Origin of the sequence: Nonomuraea sp. H19 (genome assembly GCF_052068215.1) — a bacterium.
Lineage (GTDB): Bacteria > Actinomycetota > Actinomycetes > Streptosporangiales > Streptosporangiaceae > Nonomuraea.
The window spans coordinates 274,052-296,529 of the sequence record NZ_JBQHCV010000004.1; the positions used below are offsets into that span (position 1 = coordinate 274,052).

Genomic DNA, 22,478 nt, shown 5'->3' on the forward strand with positions numbered 1-22,478 from the left:
CTAGCGACCATTGGATCGCCAGGCTCTCTCCAGCCGTCATTCAGCCCCCGTGAAGCGGATGTCTACTCCTGCCACCACTCCGCGTCGTCCTCGGTCTTGGCCTCCACCTTGGGAGCGGGCGCCGGGGCCGGGGCCGGGGCCTCGACCACGGGCGGTGCGATCGCCGGCTTCGGCGGGGCCGCCGTGACCGCGGGCTCCGGGTCCATGCCCGGCAGGGCGGCGCCACCGAGCAGCTGGCGCAGCTGCGCCAGGTGGCTGGTGATGCTGTCGCGCTGGCGGGTGAGCTCGTCGACCTGGCGCTGCATCGCCGAACGGGTGCGCTCGGCTTCGTTCTTCGCCTCGGTCACTATCGTCTCGGCGCTCGACTTGGCCTCGGACACGATGGTCTCGGCGCTCTTGCGGGCGTTCGCGACGAGCTGCTTGGCGTGCAGGTCGGCCTCGCGGCGGGTCTGGTCGGCCTGCTGGGTCGCCTTCGTGGCCCGGGACTCCGCCGTGGCGGCGCGCTGCTCGGCCTCGGCGACCAGCTTCTGCGTGGCGGCCTGGGCGGTGGCGTGGCGCTCGGCCTCCTGGCGCTCGGCCTCCTCGCGGCGGGCGGCGAGCTGGATCTCGAACTCCGCCTCGTCCTGCGCCCGCTTGGCCTCCGACTCCTCCAGCACCCGCTGAGCCTGCGCGCGCATCTCGTCGGCCTGCCGCTTGGCGGTGGTCAGCACCTCGTCGCGCTCACGCTTGGTCGAGGCCCGCAGCTGGGCGACCTCGCGCTCGGTGGTGGTGCGAAGCTTGGCGATCTCCCGCTCGGCGTCGGCCCGCTTCTCCGCCACCTCGTGGTCGGCGGTGGCCCGCAGCTTGGCGGCCTCGCGCTCGGTGGTGTTGGTCAGCTCGTCGGCCTCGCGGCGAGCGGTCGAGCGGATGTCCTCGGCCTCCCGCTCCGCAGTCGTCCGCATCTCGTCGGTCTCGCGCGTGGCCTGGGCGCGCTTCTCGGCGGCCTCGGCCTCAGCGGCGGCACGCAGGTCGGCGGCCTCCACCTTGGCGGCCGCCTTGATCTCGTTGGCCTCGGACCTGGCCGCCTGCACCAGCTCCGTGGCCTGCTCCTCGGCCAGGCGGAGCAGCTGCTCGATGCGGGCGCCGAGACCTGAGTAGGTCGGCCGCTCCTGCTCCTGGAGCTGGCGCTGGGAGTCGGACAGATCGCGCTGCAGGCCGGCGAGTTGCTCACGGGCCTGGCGTAGCTCTTGGTCGAGCTGCTTCAGGTGATCGTGGACCTGATGCCGATCGTAACCACGGAGCACCACGTCGAACTCGCGGGCTGGGGCGTCCTCGAAGAAGTTATTGAGCTGGGCGTCGATGTCGGACTGCATGGAGGCTCGATCCTGGGTTGTCGAGACGGCTACACGGGCCGGACGGGGGGTTTCGGGGCACCCGATATCAGGAACCTGTGCCTCGCGGCAGGCTCCATGTCCGGTGGAAGGTCAAGCGTACTCCGCTGGTGCCACCTGCGAAGCCCCGTCCAGCTTTCTGCGTGACTAGTTACTTATGCACGTTTTTTACCATTTTTAGGGCTTGGCCGCCTGGACCAACTCGGTGAGCATTCCCCCCACATCCTTGGGATGGAGGAACGCGATCTCCGAGCCCATCGATCCGTGCCGGGGACGCTCGTCCAGGAGCCTCACACCCTTCTCGCCGATCTTGGTCATGGCCTCGCCGACGTCGCGTACACCGAATGCAACATGATGAACGCCTTCGCCGCGCTTGGCGAGGAATTTTCCCACAGGAGAGTCCTCGGACAGAGGCTCCAGAAGCTGAATGTAGGAGCCCCCACCTTCGCCGTCGGCGATGTGCAGCATGGCCTCCTTCACTCCTTGCTCCTCGTTCACCTCCCGGGCCACGACGGTCAACTCGAACGTCTCGGAGAAGAGCGCGATCTTCTCCTCCAGATCGCGACAGGCGATCCCGATGTGGTCGATCCGCATGAACATATGTGGCCCACCTCCATAGCGAGCGTCGATCTACCTGTGGGTATGGTGTCAAAGAACCCGCCGTGAGCACAGGAGGCCGTCCTCATGTCCAGGTCTGTCATCGTCGCCGGAGCTCGGACCCCCATCGGCAAGCTCCTCGGCGCCTTGTCCGGCCAGCCGGCCGTGGAGCTGGGCGGCATCGCCATCAAGGCCGCCCTGCAGCGCGCGGGGGTGGCGCCCGAGGCCGTCGAGTACGTCATCATGGGCCAGGTCCTGCAGGCAGGCGCCGGCCAGATCCCCTCCCGTCAGGCCGCCGTCAAGGCCGGCATCCCGATGACCGTGCCGTCCGTGACCATCAACAAGGTGTGCCTGTCGGGCCTGGACGCGATCGCCCTGGCCGACCAGCTGATCCGGGCGGGCGAGTTCGACATCGTGGTGGCCGGCGGCATGGAGTCCATGACCAACGCCCCCCACCTGCTGCCCGGCCTTCGCAAAGGCGTCAAGTACGGCGCCGCCGACGTGCTCGACTCGATGGCCCACGACGGCCTGTTCTGCGCGTTCGACCAGTGCGCGATGGGCGAGTCGACCGAGCGCCACAACGCCAGGCTCGGCATCGGCCGCGAGGAGCAGGACGCCTTCGCGGCCCGCTCCCACCAGCTCGCCGCCGCCGCGATCAAGAACGGCATCTTCGACGACGAGATCGTCCCGGTGGAGATCCCGCAGCGGCGCGGGGAACCGGTGCTCGTGAAGGAGGACGAGGGCGTACGCGGGGACACGACGGTGGAGGCGCTGGCCAAGCTCCGCCCCGCCTTCGCGGCCGACGGCACGATCACGGCCGGCTCGGCCTCCCAGATCTCCGACGGCGCCTGCGCCGTGGTCGTCATGTCGAAGTCGAAGGCCGAGGAGCTGGGCCTGGAGTGGCTGGCGGAGATCGGCAGGCACGGCAACGTGGCGGGCCCGGACGCGTCGCTGCAGTCCCAGCCGGCCAACGCCATCAAGCATGCGCTGGCCAAGCACGGCGCGACGGCCGCTGACCTGGACCTGATCGAGATCAACGAGGCGTTCGCGAGCGTCGTGCTGCAGTCCGTCAAGGAACTCGGCGTGCCGATGGAGAAGGTGAACGTCAACGGGGGCGGCCTCGCGCTGGGGCACCCGATCGGGGCGTCGGGGGCGCGCATCGTGCTGGCGCTGGCGTACGAGCTGAAGCGCAGGGGCGGCGGCCTGGGGGCCGCGGGCCTGTGCGGCGGCGGCGGCCAGGGCGACGCCCTCATCATCAGCGTCCCGAAGTCCTAGCCGTCCCGGCGGCCTGATAGCCGAGGCCCTCACGAGGGGTCTCGGCGCTCCTTCGCCGGTCTATGTAAAAAATTCTAGACATCATGTCCGTATTGCTTTACATTCGAGGGCATGGCACCTGAAGAGAAACGCGCGTGGATCATGGTGGTGGTCTCCCTCTGCGCGTACGGGACGTACTTGGCGATCGTCCTCGGCAGCGCGGGCGGCGGGCCGCTCACCGAGGTGCCGTACGTGGCGCCGCTGCTGTGGAGCATCGGCGGTGCCATCGTGGCGTCGATCGTGCTGCACATCGCGGTCTCCATGGCCGCGCCCCGCGACATCGGCAAGAAGGACCAGCGCGACCGGGAGATCCATCGGTACGGCGAATACACCGGGCAGTGGTTCCTGGTTCTGGGCGGCGTGGCGGCGCTGGTCATGGCGATGGCCGAGCTGGACCACTTCTGGATCGCCAACGTGATCTACCTGGCGTTCGTCCTGTCGGCGGTGCTCGGGTCCGTCCTGAAGATCGTCGCCTACCGCCGGGGGCTGCCGTCATGGTGAAGTCCACGAAGGTCACGAACTCGATCCGGGCCCTGCGGTTCGCGCACGGCGAGATGACGCAGGCCGAGCTGGCCGACCGCGTCGGCGTCACCAGGCAGACCATCATCGCGATCGAACGGGGTCGTTACTCGCCGTCCCTGGAGATGGCGTTCCAGATCGCGCGGGTGTTCGGCGTCCCGCTTGATGACGTGTTCCAGTACCCGGATGGTGAGGGAGAAGCGTCGTAGCGCCGACACGGGCAGCCGGCACCTCATGGCCGGCACTCCATACCTCATGCGCCTCGCCACCGGCCTCTGCGCTCCCAAGAGCCGCCAGATCGGCACGGACGTGCTCGCACCCATCCCGGCGAACGTCGCGTTCGAGGCGGCGGCCGCCGTACCGACCTCCGGGGTGACCGCGCTGCAGGCGCGGCGCGACGGCGTGATGCCCCGGTCCAACCAGGAATGGACCGGGGCTTCACAACACATCCACCCGTGGCCGGGCAGGCCCCCTACGGGGGCTGTTCAGCCCGGCCGCGAGGGAGGCTGCGGCCGGGCTGCTTGTGGGCGGTCATGAGGAGAGGAACTTGGCGAAGACCGAGCGGTTGCGGCGCTCGGAGCGCCGGCCGTTCGCGGCCTCCCTGACGCGCCGCTGCTCGGCGGCGGCCTGGCGAAGTTCGACGGCGCGGTGCTGCATGACGGTGTATTCGAGTTCGGCGTTCATCCGAATGGCTCCTGTGCTTGCGCGGTGCTCGTTGTCTGCACTCTTAGACTCCTTCTAAGGCCCACCCCGCCACATCGGGCGTATGCCTTATCTCCCGGCATATAGCCAGCTAGGGGAGTACTTAGGCGCGCGCACCAGGCCCCTAAGGCGGCCGTGAGGCCCCTAGGGTTCGTCGGTGAACTTGACCGTGACCTTCTTGAAGCCGAGCGACTTGAGCATGCCCGACAGCATCGCCTTGGTGTTGGCGTCGGCCCTGGCCCGCAGGTCGCTGGCCACCGCCGCCTCAGTGATCTTCTTCTCGGCCAGCAGGTAGAGCTCGCGCTGGTCCCCAGGGGAGCCCGACAGGAAGTCCTGCACGCGGTCGAACAGGCCGCGCTGCTGCGCGAACACGTACGAGCGCCTGTTGTCCAGGTTGGGCTTCTCGAGCTGGGCGCGCGGCAGGCGCACGGTCGCCTCGGTGCGGTCCTGCGAGACCGTCACCGCGTTCGTCGCCATGGCGGAGAAGTCGACGTACGCGTCCACCCCGCCCGACCCGACGAACAGCGTACGAGTGCCCTTGATCGCGTCGGGCAGGAAGTTCGCGTCCTTCTCCAGGTCCACGACCACCTGGAAGTTCCCCGTCGCGGCCTCGAACCGGCTCAGGTCCTTGATGGACTCCAGCAGCACCGGCTGGCTGCGGTCGATGACCTGCTCGCCGAGAGGGTTGAGCCAGGTCCACGCCAGGCGGCCGGCCACCACGAGCAGGACCGCCAGGGCCAGGAGACCCGCAACATATCGCCACCTGCGGCGCCGTCCGAGGGTGGTCTCGGGCGGCGTCGTACGGGATGTCGTCATGCGACCATGCCTACCCGCTCGCCGATCATCAGTGCCAGCCCTTTGGTGACATCTCCGATTCCGCCACCACCGCCGGTCCCCATCCGGCCCCGGACAATCCCGGTGCCCATCCGGCCTCGGCCCCGCCCGGCGACGCGCCGCGGCCATGGCCGATCGCCGACGCGCCCCTTCCGCGGCCGGGCGAGGGTGCGCCCTGTCCGTGGCCCGGAGATGGCGCGCCCAGTTCATGGGCGGGCGCGGGCGCGCCCTGTCCGTGGCCGCGCGAAGGTGCGGCCGGCCCTCGGCCGGCCGGTCCCCGGTCAGGCGATGAGGCCCCTCGTGCGCGGCCGGTCGACGACGCGCCCGGCGTCCGATAGGCCGGAGACTCGTTCGCCGCCGCGTGGGGTGGCGGGCCGCCGTTCGCCGGGCCTGATGCACGCGCTGGGCCGCCGTTCGGAGGGCCCGGTTCGCGGGTCCACCCCGGCTGGGCCGCCCGCACCTCCCATCCAGGAGGGGAACCGGCCTGCGGTGACCACCCCGCCGCGGGACCCGAGCCGGAGCCCGGCATGGCCGACGTCGTGGTCACCGTCGACGTGCCGGCCGGGTCCGGATAGACCGGGTACGCGTGGCTGGTCTCCATCGCCGGCTGCGCCGGCGGCGGGGCCATCGCCCGCGCCGGCCCGCCGCCGAAGTGCGTGCTGGACAGCCCGCAGTTCTGGAAGTCGCTGAAGAACATCCGCAGCCACTCCCTCCGCTGGTGCTCGCTCAGCCACGAGAACCACGACGCCGCGTACTGGTGCTCCGGCAGCGGCCCGCCGGGCAGCGGCTCGCCGCGCAGCCAGGCCATCACGATCTCCCGGTAGCCGGCGGTCACCGTCCCAGGGCACTTGGGGGCCAGCGACTCGATGTACTCGTACGCCGCCTCTTCCGCGAACCCGGCGGAAAGATCCGGCACGTGGATCGGCGCCAGCCCGCTCGACGGCCTCAGCTCGTCCTCCAGCGGCCGCTGCTCCACCCGCGTGAACGCCGCCGGCGTCCCGGCCAGCCGCGAGGCGATCTGCGTGAATGCCGCCCCCAGCTCGGTCAGCCCGGCCCGCATCCCGGGATGCACGCACACCGTGATCGGCCACTCCTGGCAGCTGTAGGCGATGTCCTCGGCCGCGGCCGGCTTGGTCTGGGTCAGCACCCGAGACACGCCCATCGCCGCGGCCAGCACCGCCAGCAGCGCGCACGCCAGCACCAGGGCCTGCCTGGTCACCAGCGCCGCCCAGCCGAGCAGCAGCGCCGCCGTGAGGCCGAGCAGCCAGATCGTCTGATCGAAGAACGCCGCCCCGCTCAACCCCTGGAACAGGTCGTACGGCTCCCCGGTGCCCGGTGCCAGCTTGTCCGCCCAGCCCCGGTCGTCGGCCAGCAACGAGAACGCCCCGTAGCAGGCCAGCCCGGCCAGCGGCGGCGTGCAGGCCCGCGGCAGGACCCAGCCGGCCACCCACCCGATCACCGAGTAGAGCGCCAGCCCCGCCATGCCCATGCCCAGCCCCGACAGGCTCAGCCGTCCCGACTGCTCGGTCAGCACCGTCTTGATCGCCAGCACCAGCACCGTCGCCCCGAACGACCCCAGCACCACCACCACGATCGCCAGCGGCGCCTTGAGCGCCCGCCACGTCGTGAGCGAGCGGCCCCGCAACGCCCTGCGCTTGCGCAACGCCACCCACGCGGCGAAGGCCGCGGCCACGGGCCCGGTCAAGCGGAGCGAGCCGATGACCGCGGCCACGATGTTCTCCCACGCGTCCACACCAGGTATCAGGACGTTCCACGCTGCGACCAGGCCGACAGCCAGGAGCACGGCAACCGTGACGGCCGCGCTCTGCTTCAGCTCCTCCCGTGAAACGCCCGCGTGCTCACGCACCCTTTTTCCCGTTGAAGTTCATCAAGCACCCCCCGTGCCCCTCGGCAAGGCGGAAACGATCAGTCCGGCCGGTCCCCACAGGCTGATGGACTTGGCTTCCGCGTCACCATGCGTACGAGAACCATAACTGAGCGTGATGATTGATGTCCGTATTCTTGGTCAAGCGGGAAAGCCTGTCGCTCCCAGTGACCAGACGAAGCGGGACGAGCGGCGCGCTACCGTAGCGCTTGTGTCCCAGCCGAAGCCTCTCAACCTGCCGTTCGACCCCATCGACCGCGCGGCGGAGAGCTGGCGTGCCCACTTCGGGCCCTCCGCCGCCATGGCAGCCGTGACCTCGATCATGAGAGCGCATCAGATCCTGCTGTCGCAGCTTGACTCTCTTCTGAAGCCCTACGACTTGACCTTCGCCAGATACGAGGCGCTGGTCCTGCTGACCTTCAGTAAAAACGGCTCGCTTCCACTGTCGAAGATCGGCGAACGGCTCATGGTCCACCCCACCAGCGTCACGAACACGGTGGACAGGCTGGAGAAGTCCGGATTCGTCAGCCGGCTGCCCAATCCGCGCGACGGGCGCGGCGTGCTCGCCGAGATCACGCCCGCCGGGCGGGACGTCGTACGGCGCGCCACGGGCGACCTGATGGCCGCGGAGTTCGGCCTGGGCATGTACGCCGAGGACGAACTCCAGCAGATGTTCGACCTGCTTCGCACACTCCGAGTGGCGGCGGGTGACTTCGCCGGCCCGGGCATGCGGCAAGATGAAGGGCATGGCGGACTTCTCTAGGCCCGGGTCGCTCTATGGAGCGATAGACCTGGGCGCGCGCAAGCAGGCTCTGGAGGCGCAAGCCCGGCGGGAGACGGCGGGTCCCCAATCGGCTGCGTCGGCCTCGGTCGTCGACGTGACCGAGGAGACGTTCACGACCGACGTCATCGACCGCTCGATGCGGGTGCCGGTCATCCTCGACCTCTGGTCACCGAGGGCGCCGGGCAGCGCCCAGCTGAGCCCGGTGCTGGAGAAGGTGGTCGGCGACCTGGCCGGCCGGGCCATCCTGGCCAAGGTCAACGTCGACGCCAGCCCGCAGATCGCCCAGGCGCTGCGTGTGCAGGCCGTCCCGACCGTGCTGGCCATCTTCCAGGGGCAGGCCGTCACCGGCTTCCAGCAGGTGCTGCCCGAGCAGGAGGTGCGCCGCTGGCTCGACGAGCTGATGGGCGCCGTCGAGCAGTTCTACCAGGCCAATCCCGACGCCCGGCCCCCCGCGGAGCCCGGCGAGCAGGAGCAGCCCGCAGGCCCGCCCGCCGACCCCGACATGGTGGCCGCCGAGCAGGCCATCGACCGCGGCGACCTCGACGCGGCGGCGGAGGCCTACGAGCGGCTGCTGGCCCGCGTGCCCGGCGACGAGGACGCCAAGATGGGCCTGGCGGGCGTCAGCCTGATCAAGCGCGCGGAAAGCGCCGACCCCGCCGACGTGCAGCGACGCCTGCAGGACCCGGCCGACATCGACGCCCACCTGCTCGCCGCCGACCTGGAGATGCTGTCCGGCGCGGTCGACGAGGCGTTCAACCGCGTCATCGCCGTGGTCAAGCGCACCTCCGGCGACGAGCGCGACAAGGCCAGGCGCCACCTGCTCGGTTTGTTCGACACGTTGCCGGTAGACGATCCATCTTTGGTGAAAGCACGTAGAGCTTTGGCAAGCGCTCTGTTCTAGCCTGGGGTTATGCGGGTCGTCACGATTTCGGCGACATATGGCACGGCCGGCAGCCAGATCGGCCCCGCCGTGGCCGGACTTCTCGGCGTGCCCTTTGTCGACCGCGCCATCCCCAGTGCCGTCGCCCAGGAGCTGGGCTGCACGCTGGAGGAGGCGCTCGCGCATGACGACCGGGCCGAGCACGGCCTCGGCCGGCTGCTGTCCGGCGCGATGCGGTTGCCGACCGTGACGTTCGGGGGCGTGGACATGTACGTCCCCGGCGCGATGCCGCTCCCGCCCGAGGAGTTCGTCCGCCGTACCGAACGCATGCTCAAGGAGACGGCGCGCACCCAGGGCGGCGTTTTCCTGGGGCGGGCGGGCGCGGTCGTGCTGGCCGACCATCCAGGCGCGCTGCACGTCAGGCTCGACGCCCCGGTCAAGCGCAGGATCCGGCAGACGGCCACGTTCGGGGAGCTGACCGAGCGCGAGGCGCGGCGGATCATCGAGGACAACGACCGCGCCAGGGAGGCCTACTGGCGCCACTTCTACCGGGCCGATCCCGCGGATCCGTACCAGTATCATCTGGCCGTCGACAGCACCACGATTCCCGTACCGACGTGCGTTGACCTGATCGTCACCGCTGCCGAGGCGCTCGACTGACCTGCCGAGGCACCGGCTTGACCGGACGCCCCCTAACATGGATGCATTCTTGGTCAGTCCCGAAGGAGCTTTGACGTGGCGACCGTCCCGAGTGTGTCCTATTCCATCACCGTTCGGCTCGAGGTGCCCGCAGGCGGCAAGGCCGTCAGTCAGCTCACCGCAGCCGTAGAGTCGGCCGGCGGCGTGGTGACCGCCCTCGACGTCACCAACGCCGGCCACGAGAAGCTCCGCATCGACGTGACCTGCGCCGCCAGGGACACCGACCATGCCCAGACCATCGTCGACCAGCTCGAGGCCGTCGAGGGCGTGGTCATCCACAAGGTGTCCGACCGCACGTTCCTCATGCACCTCGGCGGCAAGATCGAGATGAGCTCGAAGGTGCCGCTGCGCAACCGCGACGAGCTGTCCATGGCCTACACCCCGGGTGTGGCGCGCGTGTCGATGGCGATCGCACGCAACAAGGAGGACGCCCGGCGCCTGACCATCAAGCGCAACACGGTGGCCGTCGTCACCGATGGCTCGGCCGTGCTGGGGCTCGGCAACATCGGCCCGGAGGCGGCGCTGCCGGTCATGGAGGGCAAGGCGGCGCTGTTCAAACGGTTCGCCGGCATCGACGCCTGGCCGATCTGCCTGGACACGCAGGACGTGGACGAGATCGTCCGCACCGTGCAGGTGATCGCGCCCGGGTTCGGCGGCATCAACCTGGAGGACATCGGCGCGCCGCGCTGCTTCGAGGTGGAGCGGCGGCTGCGCGAGCTGCTCGACATCCCCGTCTTCCACGACGACCAGCACGGGACCGCGATCTGCGTGCTGGCGGCGCTGACCAACGCCCTGCGGGTGGTCGACAAGGCCATCGAGAACGTCAGGATCACCATGGCAGGCGCGGGCGCCGCCGGCAACGCCGTCCTGCGGCTGCTGCTCGCCTCGGGGGCGCGCAACGTGATCGTGTGCGACTACCTGGGTGCCGTGCACAAGGGGCGCGACGACCTCGACGAGTCGCTGCGCTGGATCGCCGAGCACACCAACGCCGACGGCTACGCGGGGGATCTGCGGGGCGCGGTCAAGGGCGCCGACGTCTTCGTGGGGGTCTCCGCGCCGGGCATTCTCACCGGTGACGACATCGCGACGATGGCCGACGACGCGGTGGTGTTCGCGCTGGCCAACCCGGAGCCCGAGGTGTCGCCGGACGACGCGCGCGAGCACGCGGCCGTGGTGGCCACCGGGCGGTCCGACTACCCCAACCAGATCAACAACGTGCTGGCCTTCCCCGGGGTGTTCCGCGGGCTGCTGGACGCGCAGGCCGCCGGGGTGACGCAGGAGATGCTGCTGGCCGCGGCGGGCGCTCTGGCCGCCGTCGTCACGCCGGAGGAGCTGGGCCCCAACTACATCGTCCCGAGCGTGTTCCACCCGGACGTGGCGGGCGCCGTCGCCGCGGCCGTCCGCGAGTCCGCCGGCGGTCGCGCACGAGGCTTCACCGAAGCATAAATATATTTTTACGGCGGTGCCGGCGGCACCCAACCGCCGCACGTGGCTGGGCCCCGTCCAGGGGGACGCTTCTCCGGTTCACGGGGCCGGCCGCCGTTACGGCGCATTGTGGCCGTGACGGTGGTGCCCTGGCGGGCTGTCCGCGGGTGACGCGACGCCTGGTCGTTATGGCGTCGCGTCGGCGTGCTGGGTGAGGGCGGGCATGAGGCGGTAGCTTTCCTGGAAGACCAGGTTGTGGGCGTCGCCGCCCGCGATCGCGCGCAGCAGGTCGAGCTGTGCTCGGGCGTCCGCGGCATCGAAGATGTTCATCGGCCAGTCGCCGACGGTGTTGCCCCGCAGGTGCGGGTGGTGGAAGCCGCTGCCGTAGTGGGCGACGATCGCGATCGGCTGGACGCCGCTCGCGCGCTGTTCCGGCCACGTCAGTGACCACATGGCGTTGAGCCCGCCCTCCTTCGACCTGGTGATCCCGCTGGCCACCACCTCTCCCGTGCCGAGCAACAGGTCGGCGTTGAGCTCGTCCAGCACCGTGCGCGCCACCGGGTCGAGCAGCTCGGCCGCCGTGCAGAACAGGCGTTCCTTGTCCGCCCGTGAGGTGGCCGGGCCGTGGGCGCCGTCGCGCAGGTCGCGGAAGTGTCTGAGCAGGGCTTCGTTCATGGGAGTTCGCATGCCCACCCCCTGCCCAGCGGAGCGGCCACCTTTCCGTCCTGTTCTCGTTCTTCCAGCCGGCCGGGGCCTCCTGTGACTCAGCCGAGCAGCGCCGCGATCCGGGCGCGCACCTCGGGCGTGTCGAGGCCGCGTACCGTGAGCGTCGTGCGGCGGCGCACGACGTCGTCCACCGTGACCGCCCACTCCCGGTCGCGGGCGTAGACGGCCTGCGCCCAGATGTCGGGGCCGCCGGGGTGGATGCGCTCGCCGAGCGCGGGGTCCTCACGGATGAGCCTGGCCAGGTCGAACGCGATCGACCCGTAGTGCGTGGCCAGGTGCCTGGCCACCAGAGGGTCCATGCGGGCGCTGTACTCCCGGTCGGTCCACAGCCGCAGGGCCACCGCTTCCGGGCTGGCCAGACCGGGCAGCGGCACGGCGGGCAGGATGTCGGCCAGGTCGTCGCCCAAGGGCCGGCCCGGCAGGTGGGCGAGCCTGTCGAGGACGTGCTTGCCGATGTGCCGGTAGGTCGTCCACTTGCCGCCCGCCACCGACAGCATGCCGCCCTTGCCCCTGGTCAGCACGGTCTCCCGCTTGGCCGCCGCCACCTGCCCCGGGCCGCCGGGCAGCACGCGCAGTCCGGCGAAGGCGTAGGTGATGTCCTCGCGTACGAGCTGCGAGTCGCGTACGGAGTGCCCGGCCTCGTCGAGAATCTGTGCGATGTCGGCTTCGGTGGGCCGAACGTCGGCCGGATCGCCTTCGTACGCCTCGTCCGTCGTGCCGAGCAGCAGGTGGTCCTCCCACGGGATGGCGAACGACACGCGGTATTTGTCGATCGGCGTGGTCAGCGCCGCCTTCCACGGTTCGTGGCGGCGCAGGACCAGATGCGCACCCTTGGACAGCCGGATGCTCGGCGCCGCGCCCGGATCCTCCATCCGCCGCAGGTGGTCCACCCACGGCCCGGTGGCGTTGAGCACGAGGCGGGCCGACACGCCGAACTCGGTCCCGTCCAGCCGGTCGCGCAGTTCGGCTCCGGTCACGGTGCCGCCTGTGGTGCGCAGGCCGACGACCTCGGCGTGGTTGAGCACGATCGCGCCCGCGTCCACCGCGGCCCGTACGGTCATGACGGCGACGCGGCTGTCGTTCATCTGGTGGTCGCCGTAGACGGCGGCGCCCCGCAGGCCCTCGGTGCGCAGCGCGGGCACCTTGGAGAGCGCCTGGTGCGGCGTGATCACCTTGCCCATGCCGTCGCCGAACACCGAAAGCGCCGAATACAGGAACACCCCGGCACCCAGCTTGGCCGCGCCGTGCGGGCCGCCCTTGTAGATCGGCACCAGGAACGTCAGCGGCTTGACCAGGTGGGGCGCGATGTCGGCGGCCAGGGCGCGGCGCTCGCGGTGGTTCTCCGCGACCAGCTTGACGTTGCCGGTCTGCAGGTAGCGCAGGCCGCCGTGGACGAGCTTGGACGAGGCGCTGGAGGTGGCGCCGGCGAAGTCGCCCGCGTCCACCATCGCCACCCGCAGCCCGGCCTGCGCGGCCATCCAGGTCACCGACGTGCCCAGGATGCCGCCGCCGATCACCAGCAGGTCGTAGATGGCGCTGGACAGTTCCTCCCGGATCTCCGCCCGGTACGTCCCGATCGCGGTCGTCATCGCCACTCCTACTGCTCCACCCAATCGAGGGTGCGGGCCACGGCCTTTTTCCAGTTGCGGTATTCCCGCTCGCGTGCGGCCTCGTCGGTCGTGGGGCGCCATTCGGCGGCCTTGTGCCAGTTGGCGCGCAGGCTGTCGAGGTCCGGCCAGTAGCCGGTGGCCAGCCCCGCGGCGTAGGCGGTGCCCAGCGCGGTGGTCTCGGCCACCATCGGCCGGATCACCGGCACCGCCAGCACGTCCGCGAGCGTCTGCATGAGCAGGTTGTCGGCGGTCATGCCGCCGTCGGCGCGCAGCGTGGTCAGGTCCAGACCCGAATCGGCGTTCATGGCGTCCACCACCTCGCGCGTCTGCCACGCGGTGGCCTCCAGCACGGCCCGGGCGATGTGGCCCTTGTTGACGAACCCGGTCAGCCCCGCGATCACGCCCCGCGCGTCGGAGCGCCAGTGCGGTGCGAACAGTCCGGAGAACGCCGGCACGAAGTAGCAGCCGCCGTTGTCGTCGACCGTCTTGGCCAGCGTCTCGATCTCGGCAGCGCTGGAGATCAGGCCCAGGTTGTCACGCAGCCACTGCACCAGGGAGCCGGTGACCGCGATCGCGCCCTCCAGTGCGTAGGTGGCCGGTCCTTCGCCGATCTGGTAGCCGACCGTGGTCAGCAGGCCGTGCTTGGAGACGACCGGCTCGTGGCCGGTGTTCATCAGCAGGAAGCTGCCGGAGCCGTAGGTGCTCTTGGTCTCGCCGGGCGTGAAGCAGGTCTGCCCGAACAGCGCCGCCTGCTGGTCCCCGAGCGCCGAGGCGACCGGGACGCCCTGCGCGGTGTGCCCGTAGACCTCGGCGGACGGCCGGATCTCCGGCAGCATCGCGCGCGGCACGCCCAGCGCGGCGAGCAGGTCGTCGTCCCAGGCCAGCGTGTGGATGTTCATCAGCATCGTGCGGCTGGCGTTGGTCACGTCGGTGATGTGGCGGCCGGTGAGGTTCCACAGCAGCCAGCTGTCCATCGTGCCGAACAGCACCTCGCCGCGTTCGGCCCGCTCCCGCAGCCCGTATGCGTCGAGCAGCCAGCGGATCTTCGGCCCGGAGAAGTAGGTGGTCAGCGGCAGCCCGGCCTTCTCCCTGAACAGGCCTTCGTGCTCGGCCAGCGCGCGGGTCAGCGCGTCGGTGCGGGTGTCCTGCCAGACTACGGCGGGACAGACCGGCCGGCCTGTCGTCCGGTCCCACAGCACGGTGGTCTCGCGCTGGTTGGTGATGCCGAGCGCGGCGACCCGGCCGTCCTCTACGCCGCCGATCGCCTCGTCGAGGACGCCCTGAACGGCCTGCCAGATCTCCTCCGCGTCGTGCTCGACCCAGCCCGGCTTGGGGAAGATCTGGCGGTGCTCGCGCTGGGCTACGGAGATGATGTGGCCGGCCTGGTCGAAGACGATGCATCGGCTGGACGTGGTGCCCTGGTCGATGGCTGCGACGTAGTGCTGTCGAGGCACTGGTGTTCCTCGCAAGGTCAGGGTTCGACAATGTCGAACGATGTGGCAAATGCTATTCGGTTGCCGGGGAAGTGTTCAACTCTTTTCGTCAGCGGGCCAGATCGCGCGTGATCGCGCGGGCGGCGTCGCGTACGTAGGAGACGAACTCCATGTGCAGGACCCCGTCCGGGGCCAGCCGCTCGACGGCGCCGCGGATGCCGATGGCGCCCACCACGATGCCGCGCGAGTCCTTGATGGGCGCGGCGATGGCCACCTCGCCCTCGGTCAGCTCCTCCATCTCGGCCGCCCAGCCGCGGGACCTGACCAGCTCCAGCTCGGCCTCCAGATCCCCCTGATCGACGATCGTCTTCTTGGTGTGCGGCTGCAGCGGCGCCAGGGTCTCGCCGTACGGGTCGTAGGCGAGCAGGACCTTGCCCAGTGCGCTGGCGTGCGTCGGCAGGTATGTGCCCACCTGGAGGGTCTGCATGCTGTCGTCGGGCCGGAACACGTGGTGGATCACCAGGACGTGGCCCTCGTGCAGGGTGCCGATCCAGGCGCTCTCCCTGCTGCGGCCGGCCAGCGCGTCGGCCCAGTTGATGGCGCGGGTGCGCAGCTCGTTGACGTCGAGGTAGCTGCTGCCCAGATGGAGCAGCGTGGCGCCGAGCCGGTATTTCCCCGTGGTCTGGTCCTGCTCGACGAATCCGACGCGGACCAGCGTGCGCAGGATGCCGTGCAGCGTCCCCTTCGGCAGGCCCAGTGCCCTGGCCAGCTCGGCCACCCCGAGCTGGCGGGGACCGGAGGCGAGCAGCCGCAAAATCGCGGCGGCCCGCTCCACCGATTGAATCGTCTCTCCCACAACCGGAACCCTAGCGCAGTGTCGTTCGGTATTGCCGAACGCTGGTAATTAGGCGTCTCCATGGACCGTTCCGCCCTAGAATTGCGCTCGGCGGCAACGCTTCCCTCAGCACCGCGCCCGAGCCCGGAGCGGCCTTTCTTACGAACACGCGGTCAGTGGCGACAGCCCAGGAACAAGTCCGCGCCGCCCGACAGCGCGATCACGCCCACCTGTAATGGGATTGGTGACCCATTAGCGGGTATGGGGCGCATTGACGAGGAGACTTAATGGGACAATTTTCCCGCTTGGCGGGAACCGTACGGCCTGGGGGCCGTACTGCGCGGGTGCGCGCCGCCGTGTTAGAGGCCACGCAGGACGAGCTGGTCGAGCACGGCTTCCACGGCCTGACCATGGATCAGGTCGCGGCCAGAGCGGGGGTCGGCAAGACCACGGTCTACCGGCGCTGGGGGAGCCCGGCGGGCCTGGTCACCGACCTCATGACCGAGCTGGCCGACCAGTCCTCGCCGCACGCCGACACCGGCTCGGTCGAGGACGACCTGCGGGTCAACGCCCAGGCCGTGTGCCGGGCGGTCAACGACGGGCGCCTCGGGGCCACGTTCCAGGCCATGATCGCCGCAGCCACCTGCGACGAGCAGGCCGCGACCGCCCTGCGGGCCTTCTTCCTGCGGCGCATCGAGGAATGGGCGGGCGTCGTGGAGCTGGCGGTCGGGCGGGGCGAGCTGCCCGCGGGGACCGACGGCATGGAGGTGATCAGGGCGGTCTCTGCGCCGCTCTACTACCGTCTGGTGGTCACGCGGGAGCCGGTGACGCCGGAGGCCGCCGAGCAGTCCGTGCGGCGCACGCTGGCCGCCGCCCGGGCCGGGGCCTTCGTCGTATCCGGATCATAGAGGCGAGCTCGGCCGGATCGAGCTGTGCCACCACAGGATGGCACCCATCGCGACGAACCCTCCCGCCGTGGCACGGCTTGGCCATCAGGCCCGGCGGGCGGGGCCCGCGCAAGGCAAGTGGCGACCCCCGATGCGTAAAGTGCCGGTAATGCCGCAGGGAGTAACATGCGTCCCGTGGGGGAGCGCGGACCCCCGGCGGTACCCCATGATGGATGTATGGCGGAAGCGATCTACGTCGGCGGTTTGTTGGTGGCGACGCCGCTTCTCGACGACCCCAACTTCCGGCGTAGCGTCGTGCTGATCCTCGAACACGACCACGACGGCGGAACCCTGGGCGTGGTCCTCAACAGGCCGAGTGACATCTCGGTGACTCAGGTGCTGCCCGTGTGGGATCCCTTGGTGACCGGGCCCTCGGTGCTCTTCGAGGGCGGGCCGGTGCAGACCGACAGCGCGCTGGCGCTGGCGGCGGTCCCGAGCGGCGAGGAGCCGCTCGGCTGGCGCAGGCTGCACGCGGGCACCCCTGCCGTGTCCAGCCTGGGCACGGTCGATCTGGACGCGCCGCCCGAGATCCTGCAGGGCGAGATCGCGCAGATGCGCATCTTCGCGGGGTATGCGGGCTGGACGTCGGGACAGCTGGAGAGCGAGATCGCCGAGGGCGCCTGGTACGTCGTCGACTCCGAGGCCGGCGACACCTTCCACGCGGACCCCGGCTCGCTCTGGCGGCGCGTGCTGCGGCGCCAGCGCGGCGAGCTGGCCTTCGTGGCCACGTGCCCGGACGACCCGACGATGAACTAGCGAGCCGGCAGCCGCAGGTCCCACCCCGGCTGGAAGGACTGCTCGGCCAGCTCGATGGTCTCGGCCATGCGGCTCGTGATCTCCGGCAGGGTCCCGTCGTGGCCCGGGCACTCGAAGCCGACCCGCAGCGTCGACAGGGCGAACGCGACGATCAGGTGCGAGAGCGGGTCGGTGCCGGCGTCGGCCTCCCTGCGGGCGGCGACCATCTCGGCGAGACGTTCCTCGGTCTGCGCGCCTCTGGCCACCGACTGGCCGATCAGGTGCGGATTCTCATCCAGGATCCGGCGCAGCTTGAGGAACCGCACGGACTCCTCGGGCGTTGAATCCTCCATATCGCTCAGAACGGCACGCAGCGCGTGCATGAGCGTGGTGAACGGGGGCTCGTCCGGCGGGCGGGACGTCAGGGTCTCCAGCATGATCTCCTCGCCATGGTCGTGGAACCACAGGACCAGGTGATCCTTGCTGGTGAAGTAGCGGAAGAAGGTGCGCGGGGAGATCTCGGCGGCCCCCGCGATCTGCTCCACGGTGGTCGACTCGTATCCTTGTTCGATAAAAAGGTCGAGCGCCGCGTCGAGGATCGCCACGCGCGTCTTCTCCTTCTTGCGTTCCCGCAGTCCCACCACGGTCACCTCCTCGAAACCTTTCTGTCACAGTGTGCCATAAGTCATGCCCTGCCGAATAAAAGTCATTTGTCATCTGTCAGTGTCTGCCATAAATTACCGGAGGCTTACGAGATCTGTGCCTCCGGCGTGGGGGCGTGTGTATTGAGGGGGACTTCATGGCTCATCCGAAGGCGGTGATGGAGCCGTCATCATCTGGCTCTGCGGAGAAGAGGGCGGGGGGCAACCCGTGGCTGGTGCTGCTGGCGGTCAGCCTGGGCGTCATCATGGTGATGCTCGACGGCACGGTCGTGGGCATCGCCAACCCGTCGATCCAGGCTGACCTCAAGGCGTCGCTGTCCGACCTGCAGTGGGTGACCAGCGGCTACCTCCTGGCTCTGGCGGTCTTCCTGATCACCGCGGGCAAGCTGGGTGACCTGTTCGGGCACAAGCGCGTCTTTCTCATCGGTGTGGCCGGGTTCGCGCTCTCCTCGGTGGGCATCGGACTCAGCGCCGAGCTGGCCGATGTCATTCCCGGCGTCACGCCGATCGGCGCGCTGATCGGCCTGCGCGTGCTGCAGGGCCTGTTCGGCGCGCTGCTCCAGCCGGCCGCGCTGGCGCTGCTGCGCAGCGCGTTCCCCGGTGAGAAGCTCAACCAGGCGATGGGGGCCTGGGGTGCGATCATCGGCCTGTCCAGCGCCGCAGGGCCGATCGTAGGCGGCCTGCTCGTCCAGAACGCGAGCTGGGAGACGGTCTTCTTCATCAACGCGCCCGTCGGCGTCATCGCCCTCGTCATGGGCTTCTTCCTGATCAAGGACAACCGCTCGCAGACGTTCGCCCGGATCGACTGGCTCGGCGTGGTGCTTCTGTCCGGCGCGATGTTCTCGCTCGTCTGGACGATCATCAAGGCGCCCGAGTGGGGCTGGGGCGACAGCACGACCCTGACCTTCGTGGCCGCGTTCGCGGTGCTCATCGGCGCCTTCATCTTCTGGCAGAGCAAGGCGCGACAGCCTCTGGTGCCGCTGTCGCTGTTCAAGAACGCCTCCATCTCCATCGGCACCGTGCTGATGATGATGGTCGCGTTCGCGATGTTCGGCGCGATGTTCTTCCTGGGCTTCTTCTTCCAGGGCGTGCACGGGCTGTCCCCGCTGGAGGCCGGCCTGCGCATGCTGCCGATGAGCGCCGGCATGATCTTCGCCTCGCCGCTGGCGGGCATGGCCATCGGCAGGTTCGGGCCGAAGATCACGATGGGGGCGGGCCTGCTGATCACCGCCGTCTCGATGTTCCTCATGTCCCAGCTCAGCATCGACGCCTCCTTCATCGAGAGCGGCATCCCGTTCCTGTTGCTGGCCTTCGGCCTCTCGCCGGTGTTCGTGGGGGCCACGGAGATCATCGTGGGTAACGCGCCGGTGGAGCTGAGCGGCGTCGCGGGTGGCCTGCAGCAGTCGGCCATGCAGGTCGGCGGCGCGCTCGGCACCGCGATCCTGGGCGCCGTGATGGCCGCCGAGATCTCCAGCACGCTGCCCGGCTACCTCGGGCCCGCGGCCCAGGCGATCCCGCCCGCACAGCTGGCGGGGCTGGAGAAGGCGGCGGCGTTCGGCGCGGCGCCGGCCGGCCTGCCGCAGCCGATCGTCGACGCCGTGCACAACTCCTTCATGGACGGCATGCACCTCGCCTTCCTGGTGAGCACCGGCGTCGCGGTGCTGACCGCGGCCCTGACGATGTTCGTGCGGGCCGGCCGCAAGGCCGAGGGCGCGCCGGTTCACATGGGCTGATCGCTTCGGTACGGCCCGCGCCACGCGGCGCGGGCCGTACCGGCGTGTGGGGAAACGTGCGCCGACGGGCATAAACTCGATGGGGTGAGCACGAAGATCCTCCCTGAGCAAGAAACCACGCCGCGTACATCGCACGGCGACGGCGATCACGAGCGGTTCGCGCACTACGCGGACAAGCACAAGATCACCGAGAGCATGGTGACGGGCACCCCCATCCGCGCGCTGTGCGGCAAGGTGTGGGTGCCCAGTCGTGACCCCAAGAAATACCCGGTGTGCCCGGAGTGCAAGGAGATCTACGAGGGCCTGCCCCCGGGCGGCGGCGACAAGGGCGACAACAAGCAGTGAGTGTTGCTGAGGGGTAATCCCCCCAGGTAGAGCTACGGTCTGTAGCCAGACCAGCTCATACCGTCATGGGGGGACCGGATGGCCCGGCGCGTGACCGCCGTCTCTTTGTCATGCCTGCTCGCGGCGGGGATCGCCCCGCCGCTCCGGCTCGACGCCGCCCGTGCCGACGCCTGCGCCACTTCCGCTGCGCGCGCTCCCGGTCCCCTCTCGCCCCGGCCGCGCTCGCCGCGGCCGCAGGACGTGGCCAAGGTCATGGCCGAGCTCGGCAGGCGGCTGGGCGGGGTGACCCCGCCCAGCACGATCACCGTGCCGACCCGCGTGCACGTACTCACCGCAGGCTCGCGCAAGGTCACCGACCAAGCGATCAAGGCCCAGATCGACGTGCTCAACTCCGCGTACGGCGGCGCCTTCGGCGGCGTCGACACCGGCGTGCGCTTCAGGCTGGACGGCATCTCGGTCAAGGACAACGGCTCCTGGTTCGCCGACCCGGTCGGCCACGAGCAGGCGATGAAGACCGCCCTGCACCAGGGCGGGGCCGGCACGCTCAATCTCTACATCGTCCAGCTCGGCGAGATGATGCTGGGCTTCTCCAGCTACCCCTACTGGTACGCCGAGTCGCCCGCCATGGACGGCGTCGTGATCGACTGGCGCAGCCTGCCCGGCGGCGCGATGAGCGACTACAACCGGGGCTTCACCGGAGTGCACGAGATCGGCCACTGGCTGGGCCTGTTCCACACGTTCGAGAACGGCTGCGAGGCGCCCGGCGACGGCATCGACGACACCCCGGCCGAGGCCAGGCCGACCGAGGCGTGCTCCGCGGCGAAGGACACCTGCGCGCAGGCCGGGCAGGACCCCGTACGCAATTTCATGGACTACGCCCACGACCGGTGCATGTCGGAGTTCACGCGCGGGCAGGCGACGCGCATGCACGAGATGTGGGCGGTCTACCGTCACACCCCGAAGGCCTAGATCGTGCGACAAATTACGATGTGTGGGTGACAGCACCGAAGGCACTCGACGCTCCGCACATACCTCCTCGGATTCTCGGCCCCGCCTACCGCACCGCCAGCATCGGCATCCTGCTCGTCATCACCCTGGTCGCCTTCGAGGGCATGTCCGTCGGTGTCGTCATGCCCGGCATCGCCCACGAACTGGACGCCCTGAACCTCTACGGGGTCAGCTTCTCCGCCTTCCTCATCGCCAGCCTGTTCGCCAACGTGGTGGCCGGGCTCTGGTCGGACCGGCGCGGGTACCCGCTGCCGTTCCTGGCCGGGGTGGTGCTGTTCGTCGCCGGCATGGGGCTCGCCGGGGCGGCGCAGTCGGCGGTGCTGTTCCTGGTGGCGCGGGCAGTGCAGGGGCTGGGCGCGGGCACCGCGATCGTGGCCCTGCTCGTGATGATCGCGCGGGTCTACCCGGCGGAGATGCGGCCCAAGGTCTTCGCGGCGGTCTCCGCCGCCTGGGTCGTGCCCTCCATGGTGGGGCCGTCCATCGCCGGGTTCGTGGCGGACCAGTGGGGCTGGCGGTACGTCTTCTTCGGGATCATCCCCCTGGTCGTGCCCGCGCTGGTGATGCTCGTCCCCGCGCTGCGCCGGCCTGCCGCCGACGAGGAGCCCTCGGACGGCCCCCGATCCCGCCCGCTCGCGATGACGCTGGCCGCCGCCGCCACGGCCGCCGGGGCCGGATTGCTGCTGTACGGCGTGGACCGGCTGCACGTGTCGCCGGTGATGGGCGCCGTCGGGACGGTGGTCGGGCTGGGCCTCCTGCTCTACGGCCTTTACCGGCTGCTGCCTCCCAAGGCTTTGCGGTTCGGACGGGGGCTGCCCACGACCGTGCTCATGCGCGGATTCTTCTCGGCCGCCTTCTTCGGGGTGAACTCCTTCATCCCGCTGGCCCTGCAGGAGGTGAAGTCCTTCACCGTGAAGGAGGCGGGGATCGCGCTCACGACCGGGGCACTCGGGTGGTCTGCCGGGTCGTTCCTGCAGAGCCGGCGGACCGCGGAGCCGTACAAGAGAGTCCGGCTCGGGGCGTCGGGCGTCACCGTGGCGATCCTCTTGTGCCTGCCGTCCGTCATTCCCGGAGTGAGCGGGTGGATCGCGGTGCCCGCGTGGATCGTGGCCGGCTTCGGGATGGGGCTCGGCATGGCCACCATCAGCGTCACGGCGCTCAAGCAGTCGCCGGTGAACGAGCAGGGGGCGAACTCGGCGGCGCTGTCGGTGACGGACATGCTGGGGTCCGCGCTGGCGATCGGCATCGGCGGGGCGCTGATCAACCTGATCGGGCACTCCTCCGCGGAGATCGCCACCGGGTTCGTCGTCATCTCGCTCCTCATGGCGGCCGTCGGCCTGAGCGGTGCCGTGCTCGCCGGACGCATCCGCTGAATTCCGCACCTTCCGTCACAGCGATCACGGTTCGCCGGATCCTCGCCGCCAGGAGTGATAGGACA

Annotated in this window: 24 protein-coding genes; 14 read left to right on the top strand and 10 right to left on the bottom strand. The window is 70.0% G+C overall.

The features are described 5' to 3' along the window. Positions 1 to 62: 62 nt before the first annotated feature. Both ACTMTI_RS10590 and mce read right to left on the bottom strand, forming a co-directional pair. The gene (locus tag ACTMTI_RS10590; RefSeq protein ID WP_441119977.1) at positions 63 to 1,352 is read right to left on the bottom strand and encodes a DivIVA domain-containing protein; all 1,290 of its coding nucleotides are present in this window, start codon (positions 1,350 to 1,352) and stop codon (positions 63 to 65) included. A gap of 195 nt (positions 1,353 to 1,547) precedes the next feature. Further along, on the bottom strand, positions 1,548 to 1,970 hold the full coding sequence (gene mce / locus ACTMTI_RS10595; RefSeq protein WP_441119978.1) for a methylmalonyl-CoA epimerase: 423 nt from the start codon (positions 1,968 to 1,970) through the stop codon (positions 1,548 to 1,550). 84 nt (positions 1,971 to 2,054) lie between these two features. Here mce and ACTMTI_RS10600 point away from each other — a divergent pair, with 84 nt between their 5' ends. The 4 genes from ACTMTI_RS10600 to ACTMTI_RS10615 all read left to right on the top strand — a co-directional run bounded on the left by ACTMTI_RS10600 (position 2,055) and on the right by ACTMTI_RS10615 (position 4,337). Then, on the top strand, positions 2,055 to 3,242 hold the full coding sequence (locus ACTMTI_RS10600; protein ID WP_441119980.1) for an acetyl-CoA C-acetyltransferase: 1,188 nt from the start codon (positions 2,055 to 2,057) through the stop codon (positions 3,240 to 3,242). A gap of 111 nt (positions 3,243 to 3,353) precedes the next feature. After that, positions 3,354 to 3,782, top strand: coding sequence for a hypothetical protein (locus tag ACTMTI_RS10605; protein WP_441119981.1), 429 nt, complete (start codon positions 3,354 to 3,356; stop codon positions 3,780 to 3,782). Next, positions 3,776 to 4,009 (top strand): helix-turn-helix transcriptional regulator, encoded by a 234-nt coding sequence (locus ACTMTI_RS10610; RefSeq protein ID WP_441119982.1) that lies wholly within the window; start codon positions 3,776 to 3,778, stop codon positions 4,007 to 4,009. The genes ACTMTI_RS10605 and ACTMTI_RS10610 overlap by 7 nt, the downstream gene beginning before the upstream one ends. Positions 4,010 to 4,034: 25 nt before the next feature. Next, on the top strand, positions 4,035 to 4,337 hold the full coding sequence (locus ACTMTI_RS10615) for a hypothetical protein (protein ID WP_441119984.1): 303 nt from the start codon (positions 4,035 to 4,037) through the stop codon (positions 4,335 to 4,337). On the opposite strand, the gene ACTMTI_RS10620 is transcribed toward ACTMTI_RS10615, so the two are convergent. The 3 genes from ACTMTI_RS10620 to ACTMTI_RS10630 form a co-directional block, all read right to left on the bottom strand. Then, positions 4,332 to 4,484, bottom strand: a complete 153-nt coding sequence (locus ACTMTI_RS10620; RefSeq protein WP_441119986.1) for a hypothetical protein — start codon at positions 4,482 to 4,484, stop codon at positions 4,332 to 4,334. The two genes, ACTMTI_RS10615 and ACTMTI_RS10620, sit on opposite strands and share 6 nt — an antisense overlap. Positions 4,485 to 4,646: 162 nt before the next feature. Continuing rightward, positions 4,647 to 5,318, bottom strand: a complete 672-nt coding sequence (locus ACTMTI_RS10625) for a DUF4230 domain-containing protein (protein ID WP_441119987.1) — start codon at positions 5,316 to 5,318, stop codon at positions 4,647 to 4,649. A gap of 28 nt (positions 5,319 to 5,346) precedes the next feature. Next, on the bottom strand, positions 5,347 to 7,203 hold the full coding sequence (locus ACTMTI_RS10630) for a hypothetical protein (RefSeq protein WP_441119989.1): 1,857 nt from the start codon (positions 7,201 to 7,203) through the stop codon (positions 5,347 to 5,349). Between the two features lie 229 nt (positions 7,204 to 7,432). On the opposite strand from ACTMTI_RS10630, the gene ACTMTI_RS10635 reads away from it, so the two are divergent. From ACTMTI_RS10635 to ACTMTI_RS10650, 4 genes are all read left to right on the top strand, one after another. Next, a complete protein-coding gene (locus tag ACTMTI_RS10635; RefSeq protein ID WP_441119991.1) occupies positions 7,433 to 7,984 on the top strand; it encodes a MarR family winged helix-turn-helix transcriptional regulator in 552 nt (183 codons plus the stop codon). Next, positions 7,968 to 8,906, top strand: a complete 939-nt coding sequence (locus ACTMTI_RS10640; RefSeq protein ID WP_441119992.1) for a tetratricopeptide repeat protein — start codon at positions 7,968 to 7,970, stop codon at positions 8,904 to 8,906. The genes ACTMTI_RS10635 and ACTMTI_RS10640 overlap by 17 nt, the downstream gene beginning before the upstream one ends. A gap of 9 nt (positions 8,907 to 8,915) precedes the next feature. Continuing rightward, on the top strand, positions 8,916 to 9,545 hold the full coding sequence (locus ACTMTI_RS10645) for an AAA family ATPase (protein ID WP_441119993.1): 630 nt from the start codon (positions 8,916 to 8,918) through the stop codon (positions 9,543 to 9,545). Between the two features lie 75 nt (positions 9,546 to 9,620). Next, positions 9,621 to 11,030: an NAD-dependent malic enzyme gene (locus ACTMTI_RS10650; RefSeq protein WP_441119995.1), complete on the top strand. Its 1,410-nt coding sequence runs from the start codon at positions 9,621 to 9,623 to the stop codon at positions 11,028 to 11,030. 165 nt (positions 11,031 to 11,195) lie between these two features. Here the strand turns inward: ACTMTI_RS10650 and ACTMTI_RS10655 are convergent, their stop codons facing one another. From ACTMTI_RS10655 to ACTMTI_RS10670, 4 genes are all read right to left on the bottom strand, one after another. Continuing rightward, positions 11,196 to 11,696, bottom strand: coding sequence for a hypothetical protein (locus tag ACTMTI_RS10655; protein ID WP_441119996.1), 501 nt, complete (start codon positions 11,694 to 11,696; stop codon positions 11,196 to 11,198). A 77-nt stretch (positions 11,697 to 11,773) separates the two neighbouring features. Continuing rightward, entirely contained in the window at positions 11,774 to 13,324 is a 1,551-nt protein-coding gene (locus tag ACTMTI_RS10660; protein ID WP_441119997.1) for an FAD-dependent oxidoreductase, read from the bottom strand. Between the two features lie 8 nt (positions 13,325 to 13,332). Continuing rightward, positions 13,333 to 14,799: a glycerol kinase GlpK gene (gene glpK, locus ACTMTI_RS10665; protein WP_441119998.1), complete on the bottom strand. Its 1,467-nt coding sequence runs from the start codon at positions 14,797 to 14,799 to the stop codon at positions 13,333 to 13,335. An 88-nt stretch (positions 14,800 to 14,887) separates the two neighbouring features. Then, positions 14,888 to 15,634, bottom strand: coding sequence for an IclR family transcriptional regulator (locus ACTMTI_RS10670; RefSeq protein ID WP_441120000.1), 747 nt, complete (start codon positions 15,632 to 15,634; stop codon positions 14,888 to 14,890). 266 nt (positions 15,635 to 15,900) lie between these two features. On the opposite strand from ACTMTI_RS10670, the gene ACTMTI_RS10675 reads away from it, so the two are divergent. Beyond that, entirely contained in the window at positions 15,901 to 16,521 is a 621-nt protein-coding gene (locus ACTMTI_RS10675) for a TetR/AcrR family transcriptional regulator (protein WP_441120001.1), read from the top strand. Between the two features lie 216 nt (positions 16,522 to 16,737). Further along, on the top strand, positions 16,738 to 17,316 hold the full coding sequence (locus tag ACTMTI_RS10680) for a YqgE/AlgH family protein (protein ID WP_441120002.1): 579 nt from the start codon (positions 16,738 to 16,740) through the stop codon (positions 17,314 to 17,316). Here the strand turns inward: ACTMTI_RS10680 and ACTMTI_RS10685 are convergent. Beyond that, positions 17,313 to 17,939 carry a TetR family transcriptional regulator gene (locus ACTMTI_RS10685; RefSeq protein WP_441120004.1) on the bottom strand — a complete coding sequence of 209 codons (627 nt, stop codon included), beginning with the start codon at positions 17,937 to 17,939 and terminating at the stop codon, positions 17,313 to 17,315. The genes ACTMTI_RS10680 and ACTMTI_RS10685 overlap by 4 nt on opposite strands. A gap of 155 nt (positions 17,940 to 18,094) precedes the next feature. Here ACTMTI_RS10685 and ACTMTI_RS10690 point away from each other — a divergent pair, with 155 nt between their 5' ends. The 4 genes from ACTMTI_RS10690 (at position 18,095) to ACTMTI_RS10705 (ending at position 22,413) form a co-directional block, all read left to right on the top strand. Continuing rightward, positions 18,095 to 19,690, top strand: coding sequence for an MFS transporter (locus ACTMTI_RS10690; protein ID WP_441120005.1), 1,596 nt, complete (start codon positions 18,095 to 18,097; stop codon positions 19,688 to 19,690). A gap of 84 nt (positions 19,691 to 19,774) precedes the next feature. Next, the gene (locus ACTMTI_RS10695; RefSeq protein WP_441120007.1) at positions 19,775 to 20,035 is read left to right on the top strand and encodes a DUF3039 domain-containing protein; all 261 of its coding nucleotides are present in this window, start codon (positions 19,775 to 19,777) and stop codon (positions 20,033 to 20,035) included. 78 nt (positions 20,036 to 20,113) lie between these two features. Continuing rightward, positions 20,114 to 21,004, top strand: coding sequence for a zinc metalloprotease (locus ACTMTI_RS10700; RefSeq protein ID WP_441120009.1), 891 nt, complete (start codon positions 20,114 to 20,116; stop codon positions 21,002 to 21,004). Positions 21,005 to 21,030: 26 nt separating this feature from the next. Further along, the gene (locus tag ACTMTI_RS10705) at positions 21,031 to 22,413 is read left to right on the top strand and encodes an MFS transporter (RefSeq protein WP_441120011.1); all 1,383 of its coding nucleotides are present in this window, start codon (positions 21,031 to 21,033) and stop codon (positions 22,411 to 22,413) included. The last annotated feature ends 65 nt before the right edge of the window (positions 22,414 to 22,478 follow it).